Source organism: Xanthomonas sp. AC360, from assembly GCF_979258225.1.
This window is the reverse complement of the sequence record NZ_OZ409846.1, coordinates 762,281-776,572: the sequence shown is the minus strand read 5'-3', so window position 1 is coordinate 776,572 and position 14,292 is coordinate 762,281. Positions and strand designations below refer to the sequence as shown.

General features: G+C 66.4%; 10 protein-coding genes and 2 other RNA genes. 6 read left to right on the top strand and 6 right to left on the bottom strand.

Annotated elements, in window-relative coordinates; translation table 11 throughout:
* Positions 1-221: 221 nt before the first annotated feature.
* From ACZZ0O_RS03405 to ACZZ0O_RS03390, 4 genes are all read left to right on the top strand, one after another.
* Complete coding sequence (locus ACZZ0O_RS03405; RefSeq protein ID WP_463592228.1) at positions 222-4,202, top strand: amino acid adenylation domain-containing protein; 3,981 nt, start codon at positions 222-224, stop codon at positions 4,200-4,202.
* Positions 4,195-5,526, top strand: a complete 1,332-nt coding sequence (locus ACZZ0O_RS03400) for a glycosyltransferase (protein WP_463592227.1) — start codon at positions 4,195-4,197, stop codon at positions 5,524-5,526. The genes ACZZ0O_RS03405 and ACZZ0O_RS03400 overlap by 8 nt, the downstream gene beginning before the upstream one ends.
* A gap of 136 nt (positions 5,527-5,662) precedes the next feature.
* Positions 5,663-5,738: non-coding RNA, sX9 sRNA (locus tag ACZZ0O_RS03395), on the top strand.
* 431 nt (positions 5,739-6,169) lie between these two features.
* Positions 6,170-7,294 carry an acyltransferase family protein gene (locus tag ACZZ0O_RS03390; protein ID WP_115514132.1) on the top strand — a complete coding sequence of 375 codons (1,125 nt, stop codon included), beginning with the start codon at positions 6,170-6,172 and terminating at the stop codon, positions 7,292-7,294.
* A 196-nt stretch (positions 7,295-7,490) separates the two neighbouring features.
* Here ACZZ0O_RS03390 and ACZZ0O_RS03385 read toward each other — a convergent pair whose 3' ends face one another.
* The 6 genes from ACZZ0O_RS03385 to radC form a co-directional block, all read right to left on the bottom strand.
* A complete protein-coding gene (locus ACZZ0O_RS03385; RefSeq protein ID WP_323538886.1) occupies positions 7,491-8,246 on the bottom strand; it encodes an SDR family NAD(P)-dependent oxidoreductase in 756 nt (251 codons plus the stop codon).
* A 32-nt stretch (positions 8,247-8,278) separates the two neighbouring features.
* A non-coding RNA gene (locus ACZZ0O_RS03380) (sX9 sRNA) lies at positions 8,279-8,352 on the bottom strand.
* Positions 8,353-8,413: 61 nt separating this feature from the next.
* The gene (locus tag ACZZ0O_RS03375; protein WP_463592226.1) at positions 8,414-8,947 is read right to left on the bottom strand and encodes a hypothetical protein; all 534 of its coding nucleotides are present in this window, start codon (positions 8,945-8,947) and stop codon (positions 8,414-8,416) included.
* Between the two features lie 5 nt (positions 8,948-8,952).
* Positions 8,953-9,831, bottom strand: coding sequence for an SPOR domain-containing protein (locus ACZZ0O_RS03370; protein ID WP_463592225.1), 879 nt, complete (start codon positions 9,829-9,831; stop codon positions 8,953-8,955).
* A gap of 172 nt (positions 9,832-10,003) precedes the next feature.
* Entirely contained in the window at positions 10,004-11,692 is a 1,689-nt protein-coding gene (gene argS / locus ACZZ0O_RS03365; RefSeq protein WP_115514128.1) for an arginine--tRNA ligase, read from the bottom strand.
* An 86-nt stretch (positions 11,693-11,778) separates the two neighbouring features.
* Complete coding sequence (gene radC / locus ACZZ0O_RS03360; protein ID WP_055847382.1) at positions 11,779-12,456, bottom strand: RadC family protein; 678 nt, start codon at positions 12,454-12,456, stop codon at positions 11,779-11,781.
* A 96-nt stretch (positions 12,457-12,552) separates the two neighbouring features.
* Here radC and coaBC point away from each other — a divergent pair, with 96 nt between their 5' ends.
* Complete coding sequence (gene coaBC / locus ACZZ0O_RS03355) at positions 12,553-13,818, top strand: bifunctional phosphopantothenoylcysteine decarboxylase/phosphopantothenate--cysteine ligase CoaBC (RefSeq protein WP_463592224.1); 1,266 nt, start codon at positions 12,553-12,555, stop codon at positions 13,816-13,818.
* Positions 13,815-14,282, top strand: a complete 468-nt coding sequence (gene dut, locus ACZZ0O_RS03350) for a dUTP diphosphatase (RefSeq protein WP_055847387.1) — start codon at positions 13,815-13,817, stop codon at positions 14,280-14,282. Before coaBC ends, dut begins: the two co-directional genes overlap by 4 nt.
* Positions 14,283-14,292: the final 10 nt, after the last annotated feature.

The window sequence follows — 14,292 nt, the reverse complement described above, 5'->3', positions numbered from 1 at the left end:
TGCTCTAATCAGATATCTGCACGTCGAAGTTTCGATTGTGCCTGTCGCCTCGTTGTGCGTGCCCATTGTGCGTTTCCACCGTGTATTGCCGGCATCTGCCGACAGTCGATGGTGCTTTCTATCTTGCGTTTTATTACTTAGGTGCTGATCCGGCGTCACTGTGACCGCAACGCGGCCAGGGTCCGCCGGGCGACCGCGCGCCACACAAAAGGATGCTTGCAATGCACGCCGATGTCGCCCCACTGTTTCCCTTGACCAGAGCGCAACGCGGCCTGTGGGTGGCCAGCAAGTTGCATACCGACAACACCTTGATGCTGTCGGAAGCACTGGAAATGTTTGGTCCGCTGGACCCTGCGCTATTGATCCGCGCCACCCTGCAGCTGGCGCGCGAGTTCGACACGCTGCGGCTGTGCATCGTGGAGCACGATGGCGTGCCGCAGCAGGTGATCCTGCCCGAGTACACCGCGCCGGTTCCTTACTTCAACGTCAGCGAAGATCCCGCGCCGCGCAATGCCGCCGAGCACTGGGTGGACGAACAAATCCGTCAACCGGAAGACCTGGAGCATGGGCCGTTGTGGCATTGCGCGGTGTTCCGGCTCGGCGAAGATCATCATATGTGGGTGCAGTGCGTCAGCCATCTGGTGATGGACGGCTATTGCGCATCGATCATGATGCAGCGCATGTCGGTGCTATATAACGCGTACGCCGCAGAGCTGGAGCCGGAACCTGCGCAGTACGGCAGCGCGTTGTCGCTGGTGGAGATGGAGCAGCAGTACCGCGCCTCCGACCGCTTCCAGCGCGATCGCGAGTACTGGATGCAGCAGCTGGCCGATCTGCCGCCGCCGGCAACCCTGGCACGCCCCGGCAATCATCTGTCTACCGGGCTGTTGCGCGGCACCGGGCAGTTTTCGCCGCAGCAGGTGGTGCGTCTGCGCGCGATGGGTAAGCACTACGGCGCCAGCTTGCCGCAGATGCTGATCTCGCTGATCGCCGCCTATTACTATCGCTGCACCGGTGCCGAAGATCTGGTGCTGGCGATGCCGGTGACCGGCCGCATCAATGCGCGCTACCGGCAGACCCCCGGGCTGGTGGCCAATGTGATTTCGCTGCGCCTGAAGATGGACCCACAGCAGCCGATCCATGCGTTGTTTGCGCAGGTCGCGTCGGTGGTCAGGCATGCCTTGCGGCATCAGCAATATCGCTTCGAGGATGTACGTCGCGACATTGGCATGTTCGGCATCGACCAGAAGTTCGCACGCCTTGCCGTCAATATCGAAGCCTTCGATTACGCCCTGCGATTTGGCGAGGCGTATGCGATACCGCATAACCTATGCAACGGCCCGGCCGACGATCTAACCATCTTCTGCTACGAGCGTGGCGACGGCGCGGCCCTGCGCTTCGATCTGGACGCAAATCCGGCGTTGTACGACAGCGACGAGCTGGCCGAACACTGCCGCCGTCTGACCCATCTGGCCGATGCCGTGCTGGCAAACCCGGAATGCGCGCTGGGCGAGGTGGACGTGCTGGGCGATGAAGAGCGCCACCGTTTGCTGCACACCTGGAATCACACCGCCGCGCCGTTGCCGGAAGCTGCCACGTTGTTGCACGGCATGTTGCAGCGTGCCGAGATGATGCCTGCGGCGGTTGTCGTGCAGTACGACAACCGCACGCTGGATTACGCCACGCTGTGCGAGCTCGCCTCGCGGATCGCTGCGCAGTGGGTGGCCGATGGGGTGCGCCCCGGCGATGTGGTTGCGGTCGCATTGCCGCGCAGCGAGCATCTGCTGGTGGCCCTGCTGGCCATCATGTGGAGCGGTGCGGCCTATCTGCCGCTGGATCCGGAAAGCCCGGCGGCGCGCAATCGGCAGATGCTCAACGATTCCGGCGCCATTGCGCTGGTCTGCGAGCCGGCATTGTGCGAGCGCTATCTGCTCGGCGGCATGGTGTGGCTGGACCCGCGCCCGGCGCATTTGCCAGCGGCGATCGCCCCGATGGCGACCCCGGATGGGACGGCGTATGTGCTGTACACCTCCGGCTCCACCGGCACGCCCAAGGGCGTGGAGATCAGCCATCGCAACCTGTTCAATTTCCTGCATGCGATGGAACACGAGCTGGCGTTGCGTCCGCGCGACCGCGTGCTGGCCGTCACCACCATCACCTTCGATATCTCCGGGCTTGAGCTGTATCTGCCGTTGCTGGTGGGGGCGCGCGTGGTCATCGCACCGGCCGGCATCAGTCACGACCCGCGCGGTCTGTCGCGCCTGATTGCCCACGAGCAGATCAGTCTGGTGCAGGCCACGCCGTCGCTGTGGCGCATCCTGCTGGCCAATCAGGATCTGTCGCTAGATCGCATCCATGCGCTGGTCGGTGGTGAGGCCTTGGTGCCCGAGTTGGCGACGCAATTGCTGAGCCGGGTTGGGCGCCTGACCCAGTTGTACGGACCAACCGAAACCACCATCTGGTCGACCATCATGCCGCTGCAGTTGGCTGATGCCACCGCACCGCCGATCGGCAGGCCGCTGCTCAATACGCGCGTTTACGTGCTGGATGCGCAGCGGCAACCCTTGCCGACCGGTGCGGTCGGTGAGCTCTATATCGGCGGCGCGGGCGTGGCCAAGGGCTATCGCGGCAAGCGCCAACTCACCAGCGAGCGCTTCCTGCGCGACCCGTTTGCCAATGACGGCAGCAGCATGTACCGCACCGGCGACCGCGTGCGTCAGCGCCGTGACGGCCTGCTGGAATTCATCGGTCGAGCAGATGCGCAACTGAAGATCCGCGGTCACCGCGTGGAGCCGGCGGAAATCGAAAATGCGCTGCTGCTGCATGCGCAGGTGGCGCAGGTGGCGGTGGTTGCACACAGCGATGGCGACAACACCGTGCAGCTGCTCGCCTACGTCGTGGGCAAGCATGGCAACACGCCGTCGAGCGAATTGCTGCGCGCCCATTTGCAGCAGCGTTTGCCGGCGGCGATGATTCCGAGCCTGTGGATGCCATTGCCGGCGTTGCCGCTGACAGCCAATGGCAAGCTGGATCGCCGCGCATTGCCTGCACCGGGCGCGCTGCCCAAGCTTGCGCATGTGGCGCCGCGCGACGCACTCGAGCAGCAGCTTGCAGCCCTGTTGCAGGAAGTGCTGGGCATCGAGGTGGTGGGGGTGGACGATAATTTCTTCGAGCTCGGTGGCGACTCGCTGCGTGCGGCGGAAATGGCGGCACGTTTCCCGCAACTGTTCGGCGTTGACTTGCCCTTGGGCGCGCTGTTCCATGCGCCGACGATTGCCGGTTTGTCCGAAGTGATCAAACGCAGTGCGCAGACAACGAACGACCCGCTGAGCGTGCTGTTGCCGCTGCGTGCCGGCAGCGCGGGTGCCACGCCGTTGTTCTGCATCCATCCGGTCATCGGCCTGGGCTGGTCGTATCTCACCTTGCTTGGCCAGCTCGATCCGCAGTGGCCGGTGTACGTGTTGCAGTCGCCGAGATTGAGCGACTCGCAGCATCGTTCGGAAAGCATCGAAGCGATCGCCCGCGACTACCTGGCGCGTCTGCGTAGCGTGCAGCCGCATGGCCCGTACCGTTTGATGGGCTGGTCGTTGGGCGGCTTGATCGCGCACGCCATTGCGGCCGAGCTGCACGATCTTGGCGAACAGGTCGAACTGCTGGCGATGCTCGACAGCTATCCGCACCTGGAGCAGGCCGCTGCCTTGCCCGAAGCGGAAAATGTGCGCGCATCGGTGCATGCGCTGGGGCTGACACTGGCGCACGACCAAGCGATGCCGACCACGGTGGCGCAGCTGGCCAGCCTGTTGTGCGATCACTACGGACTGAACGATGTACCGGCGGTGCGTCAATTGCTGGAGCAACGCCCCACGCTGCTGGACGACCTGGGCGCGGTGACCCAGCATCACCTGCATCTGGCGCGACGCCACCGTCCCCGCGTATTGAATCAGGATGTGCTGTTTGTCGAAGCAGCCGTGCGGATGAGTTCCGGTGGGGACGATGCGCAGTGGGTGGATTACCGGCCGCAGGCATGGCGCCCCTTTGTGCGTACGCTGCACCTGCACGCCCTGGACAGCGACCACCACTCGATGCTGTCGGCCGCGCACTCGGCAACGCTGTGTGCACTGCTGCACGATGCCAGCGCACAGGTATCGCATCGCAATACCCGCATCGCCAGTGCCAACGACGGGGTGACCGAATATGCTTGAGTCTCTTGCATCCGCTGCAGCCAACCGCCCGATCGTGATCGCCACCCTGGGCACGCACGGCGATGTGCGCCCGATCATCGCGCTGGGACGCGGTTTGCAGCAGCGCGGTTACACGGTGCGGGTACTGACCAGTAGCAACTTCGAAGCGCTGATTCGTACCAACGGTCTGGAGTTTTTCCCGCTCAGCGGCGACCACCAGAAATTGTTGCAAGGCAACCCAGATGTCGCAGAAATGCGCGGCGGCTGGCGTGGCATCTGGGGCACCTTGCGCGCGCAGCTGCTGAGCTGGGCGCCCGATTGGGCAGCGCAGGGCAGTGCGGCGTGCGCCGATGCCGGCTTGATCCTGGGCGTCGGCAGCGCAAGTTTTCTGGCCCATAGCCTGGGCCAGGCCTTTGGGCTGCCGGTGTGCTTCGCGCAACTGCAACCGCTCACCGCCTCGCGCCATCTGCCGTTGATGATGATGCCCAATGTGCGTCTGCCCGGGCGGGTGAATGTAGCCCTGCACCACGCGGTGCGGTTTGCCGGCTGGCAATTCATGCGCCCTGCGCTCAACGACATCGTGCGTCCGGCGCTGGGGCTGCCGGCGTATCCGTGGCGCGGTCCGGACCGCACCGCGATACGTGTGATCTACGGCTACAGCGCGCAGCTGTGCCCACGTCCGCCGGACTGGCCGCAACGCGCGCAGATCTGCGGATTCTGGCAACTGCCGCAGCCGCAGTGGCAACCGCCGGCTGAGTTGCAGGCGTTTCTGCAGGCCGGGCCGCCGCCGCTGTATATCGGCTTCGGTAGCATGCCCAGCAGCGATGCGATGCAGCTCACCGCCACGGTCAAGGCCGCCGTGCGCCTGACCGGTCAACGTGCATTGCTGGCCAGTGGCTGGGGCGGGCTGGCGGCGACCGATACAGCGGCTGCGGATGACGCCGAGCGCTTCTTCCATCTGGAACAGGCGCCGCACGATTGGTTGTTTCCTCGCGTGACGGCGGCCGTGCATCACGGCGGCGCCGGCACCACCGGCGCGGCGCTGACGGCGGGGATTCCGTCGGTGGTGTTGCCGTTCGGCTACGACCAACCGTTCTGGGCGTATTGCATGGCCGGACGTGGCGTAGCGCCGCCAGCGCTGGCGCGTGTCGGCTTGCAGCCGGAGACGCTGGCCGAAGCCCTGCGCCAGGCCAGCACGCCGACCATGCGCGCGGCGGCACGCGCGCTGGGCCAGCGCATTCGCGACGAAGACGGCGTGCGCAACGCGGTCGATCAACTGGAAGCCTGGGGGCTGTTGAACGCGGCAGCGCCGGTGACACGGATTGCGCAGGCGGCGATGGCCTGAGGCCGAGAGTGCTGCATCGGCGTCAAGCCGTGCATCGTGCTCGCCGACAGGGGAGCACGATGCGCCAGCAGGATAAGCGCGGCGAACAAACGACCGCGCTCGCCGTCAGGCGGGCACGGCGGGTCCTCGTTGCGGCATGTGCCACTCGCACACGCTGGTTTTGAGCGCACCGTGCATATCGCCTGACGATTGCTCGCTATGCGTCGTTAGCCGCTCCACATCGCCGGCGTAATGCAATTGGGTGGTAGGCCGTGCGTTGAACGCAAGGCTGCCATCGGCCGGCGTCAGCCGTAGCGGCCAACCACATCGCTGCCGCATGGCGATGCGCCTCTCCCCAAGCCGCGCAAGTGCAGCAACACGCCGTGACGTCAGCGCAACGTTGCCAACCGCGCGCTACCACGCGGTTGTGTCTGTGTACGTTCGTCGCAGCGATCGCCTGCCGTTGAGTGCGGTGTCTGTCACCTGGCTGCCGCGATGCCTTGCATGCCCATGCTTGCCTCCGGTGCGTGAGGCAGCATCTATTGTGTTGTCACCTTCGGTCTTGCCTACCCGCAGCGCCGCAGGCCACGCACACCTTGCGCAACCTACGCATGGGTGTGTGTCATGCGGCACAATCGGTCCTCCCTGATTGCTGATCGCCCACATGCGCTATCCCGCCCTGGACCTGTTGCGTGGTATCGCCATCGTTTGGGTGATGCTGTTCCACGCGTTTGTGGTCGGTGGGCTGGGGCCTGACTGGGCGTGGCTGTCGCGCTATGGCTGGATGGGGGTGGACCTGTTCTTCGTGCTCAGCGGGTTCCTGATCGGTAGCCAGGTGCTGACACCCTTGGCGCGCGGGCAGCGGCTGGACTTCAAAGATTTTTATCTGCGGCGCGCGTTGCGCATCCTGCCGGCGTTTGCGGTGGTGTTGCTGGTGTACATCGCGTGGCCCGGCGTGCGCGAAGCGCCTGGGCTGGCGCCATGGTGGATGTTCGCCACCTTCACCTTGAATCTATTGGTCGATTACGGCCAGCAGGCGGCGTTTTCGCATGCCTGGTCGCTGTGCGTGGAGGAGCATTTCTATCTGGTGTTTCCGCTGCTGGCCACGCTGTTGTTGCGGCGTCCGTCGGCTGGGCGGTTCATCGCGTTATGCGTGGCCGTGGTGGTGGCCGGCATCGCGTTGCGTACCAGCGTGTGGCTGCACAACACGGCGCTGGATCAGGTGGGCGGCGGTCAGCAGCGCAACTGGTTTGTCGAAGATCTCTATTACCCCACCTGGAACCGTCTCGACGGCCTGCTGGCCGGCGTGGTGCTCGCGGTGATCAAGGTATTTCGTCCGCAGGTCTGGCAACGTCTGCAGCAACGCGGCAACACGTGGTTGCTTGCCGGCGTTGCGGTCATGGCGCTGGCACTGTGGTTGTTCCGCGAGCGCACCGGCCTGATCGGCAATGCGCTGGGCTGGCCGGTGCTCTCGTTCGGGCTGGCCTTGCTGGTGCTGGCAGGCACTGCCAATAGCGCGTTTGGCCGGTTGCGGGTGCCCGGTGCGGCATGGCTGGCGGCGATTTCCTACAGCCTGTATCTGACCCACAAGGCGATGTTCCATGTGACCCAGACCTGGTTCGGCGCGGCATTGGAGGGCCGTGGCGTGTTGGCATTTGCGGTGTATGGCGCGGTGGCGCTGCTGGCGGGCGCGTTGCTGCACTACAGCGTGGAGCGCCCCTTCCTGCGGCTGCGTGGTGTGTTGCTGCGCAGCCGTGCGGGATCGCGCGGCATGCCCGAGTCGGCGTAGCGCAGCTTGCGGAATCGTTGAACAGACAAGCCGCGCAGTGCGCGGCTGTCGAGGATCGCTTGTGTCTGCAGTAGATCGGCAGCGCGCGCTGGGTGATCGCTCACCACGCGCGACGCGCGCTGGATCCTTCGCTGCCACACCGCGGATGTAGCAGCGCATCTTCACTGCGCGTTCTCTCAGGCGCAGCGTCGCTTCCTCACTGCGCGTCGCGCGCCACCTGAAATCCTGCGAACGATTGCGTCACCGGCATGATTTCCAGCCGGTTGATATTCAAGTGCGCCGGCAAGCTGGCGACGTAGAAGATCTGCTCGGCGATGTCCTCGGCCGTCATTGGGGTGGCGCCGCGGTACAGCGTGTCCGAGGCGGCCTGGTTGCCGCCGGTGCGCACCAGGGTGAATTCGGTTTCGGCCATGCCCGGTTCGATCGAGGTCACGCGTACGCCGGTGCCGTGCAGGTCCGCGCGTAAGCCCAACGAAAACTGCTGCACAAACGCCTTGGTGCCGCCGTAGACGTTGCCGCCGGTGTACGGGTAGGTCGCCGCGACCGAGGCGATGTTGATGATGGCGCCACGACGCGCGATCAGCGCCGGCAGCAGGCGGTGAGTGAGGGTGACCAGCGCGGTGACATTGGTGTCGATCATCTGCTGCCACTGCGCAAGGTCGGCCTGCTGCGCGGGCGCGGTGCCCAGTGCCAGGCCGGCGTTGTTGACCAGCACATCGATATCGGCGAATGCAGACGGCAGCGCGTCGATGGCGGACGACAAGGCCTGCGCATCGCGCATGTCGAACGCGGCGGTGTGCACCTGGCCGGCGGGCAGTTCGGCCGCCAGTGCGTCCAGGCGGTCGGCACGCCGGCCGGTGGCGATGACCTTCCAGCCGGCGGCGGCAAAGCGACGCACCGCGGCGCTGCCGAATCCGGAAGTGGCACCAGTGATCAGGACGGTCTTGGACATGGGAACTCCAGGGGATGGGGGATGCTTAAAGCGGCTAGAAAATAGCGAGCACTGGCCAGGTGGATGTGGGCGGCGCGCTTGGAACCAAAGTGTACGAGTGGTCCATGCCACACCGGCAACCTGCCGCGCCCGCCGGGCGGTGAGCGCAGTGGTTGTGTCAGCCGCGCTTAGGGCACAGGAACCGGGCGTGCGGCTGCGGCATGGCGTGCGCGCAGCATGTCTGCGGTGAGCGATTCGCGGGCGACCACATGCCCCCGGCGCAGCCGCAGCAACACATAGCCGGCGGGCGCGTCGGACGTGGCGTTCTCCGCAGCCGGCAGCGCGGCGATCAGTTCGCCATCCACCCACACCGCCGGTACCGGCGCGCGCTGGCCGGGAAACAGCACCGACAGCGGCAGCTCCGGCGGCGCCTCGGCGCAAGCACCGAGCACCACGCGATCGAGCACCAGCTGCTCTGCGTCCACGCGCCAGAACGCCTGATAGCCACGCCAGTTGGCGCTGCAGCCGCCCAGCGAACTGCCCGCCTGTGCGACGAAGCGCTTCCAGGTAGCGGGGTCGTCCAGCTGCCCGGACAGGGGCTCTGCCAGCAGCAGTGCCTGCTGGCCATCGATCTGGATGTGGTCGGGAATCTGCTCGGTGGCCTGCGCCGTGCCGATCAGTGCAAGCAGTCCGAACAACGCGTTAGCGATGCGGCGCATCACTGCGGTTACTGCGCCTTGATCGCGATGGCAGGCAATCCGCTGCCAGTGAGCTTCTGCTTGGCTTCGGCCAATTCGCTTGCGGTGCCGTACGGCCCCATGCGCACACGGTAGACCGTCTTGCCGCTGATGTCGGCCGATTCCACACGCGCGGCCAGGCCCATCATCGCCAGCTTGGCCTTGGTCGACTCGGCGTCGCCGGAAGCACCGAACGAGCCGGCCTGCAGGATGTAACGGGTGTTGTCGGTGGGGGCCGGGGCTATCGGCGTCGTTGTTGCCGTGGCCGCAGGCTTCGGTGCCGCAGCGGCCGGCGTGGTGAGTGCCGCGGTGCTGGCCGGTGCCGGCGTTGCCGCCGGACGTGTCTGGGCGGCTTCCGGCAACGGCTTGGGCGCGCTGGCGGTCGTTTCTTTCAAGGGCGTCGGTACGCTGGCTGCGGGTACGGCCGACGCGACGCTGGCTGCTGCACCTGGCGCCGGCGCGATAGGCTTGCCTTCCAGCGCAGCACGCGCACGTGCGGCTTCTTCGGCGCGCGCACTGGCAGCCAGCTCGGCGTCGGACATCTGCACTTCCTTGCCGGGCAGCAAGGTGTAGAAGTCGTACTGGGTCTGCGCATCGCCCGGCTTGGGCTGCGGCTTGGGCACTTGCGTGCTGGGCTTGGGCAACTCGGCCGGCGTATCGGTGTCTGCATCGGCCACCGGTTCGGGCTGTGCATCCGGATTGGCGCGGGGACCCACACGCAGGAAGCCGTCGCCGTCCTTCTTGAACAGGTTGGGTGCGGCCAGGAAGATCACTGCCGCAATCGCGGCGCCCGCCACCAACCACACCCAACCGGGGGTGCCATTGCTGGTGTTGCGTCGTGCCTGGCTCTTACCGCGTCGTGCTGCCATCTACCACTTCTCCGAATCGTGTCGTTGCGGGCGGTGCGCCCGGCTTGGTGCGGCGATCGCTGCCGCTGCGTCTGCCGCGTGCGGTGCAACGGATGCGCGGGCGATGGTGGATACCGCTGCTCACTGCGCAGGCAGGCGTGCGCCCCACGCCTGCCTGGCGACTTCCAGTGGCTTACATCTTTTCCGGGGCGCTGACGCCGAGCAATTCCAGGCCGTTGGCAAGCACCTGCTGGGTCGCCACGGCGAGAGTGAGTTTTGCGTCGCGCTCTGCGGCATCGTCCACCAGCAGTTTGGTGTTGTGATACCACGTGTGGAAGGCATGCGCCAATTCACGCAGGTACTGCGCGATCTGGTACGGCTCCAGTGCCTGGCCGGCGATTTCCACCACTTCCGGATAGCGCGACAGCTCCAGCATCACGTTGAGCGAATGCTCGTCGTCCAGCCGAGCGAGCTGTGCAAATCCATTGGCCTGCTCGTACTTGAAGCCTTTCTCCTGCGCCTGGCGCAGCACGCTGCACACCCGTGCATGCGCGTATTGCACATAGAACACCGGGTTGTCGTTGCTCTGCGCGCGCGCCAGATCGATATCGAAGGTGAGCTGCGAATCGGGCTTGCGCGCGATCAGAAACCAACGCACCGCATCGGCACTGGTTTCTTCGATCAGGTCGCGCAGGGTGACGTAGCTGCCGGCACGTTTGGAAAGCTTCACTTCTTCGCCGCCGCGCATCACCGTGACCATCTGGTGCAGCACGTATTCCGGCCAGCCCTGCGGGATGCCCAGCTCCATCGCCTGCAGGCCGGCGCGCACGCGCGTCAGCGAGCCGTGGTGGTCGGCGCCCAGCTCGGTGATCGCACGCTCATAGCCGCGCTGCCACTTGGTCAGGTGATAGGCCACGTCCGGCACGAAATACGTATAGGTGCCATCGGACTTGCGCATCACGCGGTCCTTGTCGTCGCCGAAGTCGGTGGACTTCAACCACAGCGCGCCGCCTTCCTCGTAGGTATGGCCGGAGGCGATCAGTTTCCGCACCGCTTCTTCGACCTTGCCGTCCTTGTACAGCGAGCTTTCCAGGAAATAGATATCGAAGTCGACGCGGAACGCGGCCAGGTCGTGGTTCTGTTCGTTGCGCAGATAGGCCACCGCAAAGCGACGGATCGATTCAAGATCGGCCGGGTCCTTGGTGCCGCTGACCAGGTGGCCCTCCAGATCGACGCTGTCGCCGGCCAGATAGGCTGCTGCGACATCGGCGATGTAGTCGCCGCGGTAGCCGTTTTCCGGCCAGCCGGCGCTGTCGGGGGTAAGCCCCTGCGCGCGCGCCTGCACCGACAGCGCCAGATTCTCGATCTGCACGCCGGCATCGTTGTAGTAAAACTCGCGCTTGACGTTCCAGCCATTGGCATCGAGCACGCGCGCCAGGCTGTCGCCGATCGCCGCGGCGCGACCATGGCCGACGTGCAGTGGGCCGGTCGGATTGGCCGAGACGTATTCCACGCCCACCGAGCGGCCGTTGCCGGCCAGCCCGCGACCGTAGTCGTGGCCCTGCTTGATCACATGCGCCACTTCACGCTGATACGCGGTGGGCGCCAGATGGAAATTGATGAAGCCGGGGCCGGCGATCTCGACCTTGGCGACGTCGTCGCTGGCCGGCAACGCGGCTACCAGCGCCTGCGCCAGGGCGCGCGGGTTGCTGCGCGCGGCCTTGGCCAGCAGCATCGCGGCATTGGTGGCGAAGTCGCCGTGCTCGCGTGTCTTGGGCCGCTCGACCACAAAATCCGGCGGCAGGGTGTCGGCGGGCAAGGTGCCGTTGGCGCGCAAGGCTTCGATGCCTTGGCCGATCAGTGCGCGGAGTAGGGCTTTCACGTGGGATCTGCTTGGAACCAAACCAGCGATTTTACCCGACCGCGCGGCACACGGTCCGGCCGATGGTTCAGGTCGGCGCGGCGGTCTCATTCCAGCCAGCCGCGCTCGGCTAGCGAGACCGGGCGGCCATCGCCGATCACGAAGTGGTCGAGCAGGCGGATATCCACCAGCTCCAGGCCCTGCAGCAGGCGCTGGGTGACCGCGCGATCAGCCTCGGACGGCTCCGGATTGCCGGACGGATGGTTGTGCCCGACGATCACCGCCGCAGCGTTGTGCAGCAGCGCCCGCCGCACCACTTCGCGCGGATGGATGTCTGCGCCGTCGATGGTGCCGGTGAACAGCTCCTCGAAGGCAATCGCGCGATGGCGGTTGTCCAGAAACAGCACCGCGAACACTTCGTAGGCCCGCGCGCGCAGCCGCTGCGAGAAATAGCGGCCCACGCTGGGCGGGTCGCTCAGGGCCTCGCCACGCTCCAGTTCGCTCATCAGGTGACGATGCGCCAGTTCCATCGCGGCCCTGAGCTTGCACGCCGAGGCCGGCCCCAGCCCAGGCAGGCGCGCCAGGGCCTTGGCCGGGCGATCCAGCAACAGGCGCAGCGGGCCGTGGCGGTGCAGCAGATCGCGCGCGGTCTGGACCGCATCCTGGCCGCGCAGCCCGGAGCCGACAAAGATCGCCAGCAGCTCCGCATCGGAGAGGGCAGGAGCCCCGCGCGCCAGAAGTTTCTCGCGCGGGCGTTCGTTGGTGGGCCAGTCGTGTATGTGCATATGGCGAGATTGGCGGTGCTCATCGCCGACGCCCATCAGGCCAAGCGGGGGCATCGGCTAATCTAGTTGTCCTTGTAACCGTAGGACGACTCCGACGTGATCGGCTCCACTCAGGCCCGCCCCCTGGACGGACAGCGTTTGCTGCTGTGCGTCGGCGGAGGCATTGCCGCTTACAAATCGCTCGAACTGGTCCGTCGCCTGCGCGACGCCGGCGCACAGGTGCAGGTCGCCATGACCAGCGGCGCGCAACAATTCGTGACCCCGCTGAGCTTCCAGGCGCTGTCCGGGCAACCGACCCGCACCACGCTATGGGACAGCGCCGCCGAGCAGGCGATGGGGCATATCGAACTGGCCCGCTGGGCCGACCGGGTGATCGTGGCCCCGGCCACCGCCGATCTGCTCGCGCGCCTGGCGCACGGGCTGGCCGACGACCTGGTCACCACGCTGTGCCTGGCCACGACCGCGCCGCTGACTGTGGCCCCGGCGATGAATCACCGGATGTGGCTGCACCCGGCGACCCAGGCCAATATCGCGACCCTGTGTGCGCGTGGCGTGGCGGTGGTCGGCCCCGACGACGGCCCGCTGGCCGAAGGCGAGTCAGGTCCCGGCCGCCTGGCCGAGCCGGCGGCGATCATTGCCGCGCTGGCCGCCACTGCCACTGCACCTGCCGATGCATCGCCAGGCACTGCCGCGCCCGCCTTCGTGCCCAGCAGCGCCGAGCTGGACGGCCTGCGCATCGTCATCAGCGCCGGCCCGACCTTCGAAGACCTGGACCCGGTGCGCTACGTCGGCAACCGCAGCAGCGGCAAGATGGGCTACGCGCTGGCCGCCGCCGCTGCGCGCCAGGGCGCCGAGGTGGTGCTGGTCAGCGGGCCGGTGCACCAGGTCACGCCGGTCGGCGTGCAGCGCATCGACGTGCGCTCGGCTGCGCAGATGCGCGATGCGGTGCTGGGTGCGTTCCCGGCCGACATCTACATCGGCGCCGCTGCGGTCGCCGACTACACGCCCAAGCGCGTGGTCGCGCAGAAGATCAAGAAGACCGGCGAAACGCTGACCCTGGAACTGGTGCGCACCCCGGACATCCTGTCCGAGGTCGCCGCGCAGACCGGCGCGCTCAAGCTGGTGGTCGGGTTTGCGGCCGAAACGCACGACGTGGAGCACTACGCGCGTGGCAAGCTGGCAGCCAAGCGGCTGGATCTGATCATCGCCAACCAGGTGGGGATCGTCGGCGGCGGCTTCGAAAGCGACAACAATGCCGCCACCGCCTATTGGCAGGGCGGCGAGCGCGCATTTCCCACCAGCAGCAAGACCGAACTGGCCGACCAACTGCTGGCCCTGATCGCGGAGAGATTGCAGGCATGAGCCACCCGACCCACTCCTTGCAGGTGAAGTTGCTCGACCCACGCTTCGGCGATGTCTGGCCGCTGCCGGCCTACGCCACCGAAGCCAGCGCCGGCATGGACCTGCGCGCCGCGCTGGAAGCGCCGATGACGCTGGAGCCAGGCGATGCGGCGTTGATTCCCAGCGGTATCGCGATCCATTTGGCCGATCCGCAGGTGTGCGCGGTGATCCTGCCGCGCTCCGGGCTGGGCCACCGCCACGGCATCGTGCTGGGTAACGGCACCGGACTCATCGATGCCGACTACCAGGGCCCGCTGCTGATCAGCACCTGGAATCGCGGCCGCGAGGCCTTCACCATCGAGCCGGGCGACCGGATTGCGCAATTGGTGATCCTTCCGATCGTGCGCGTAGGCTTGCAAGTGGTGGATACTTTCGTGGACAGCGCGCGGGGAGCGGGTGGATTCGGCCACACCGGCGTGCGCTGACGGGGGAGTC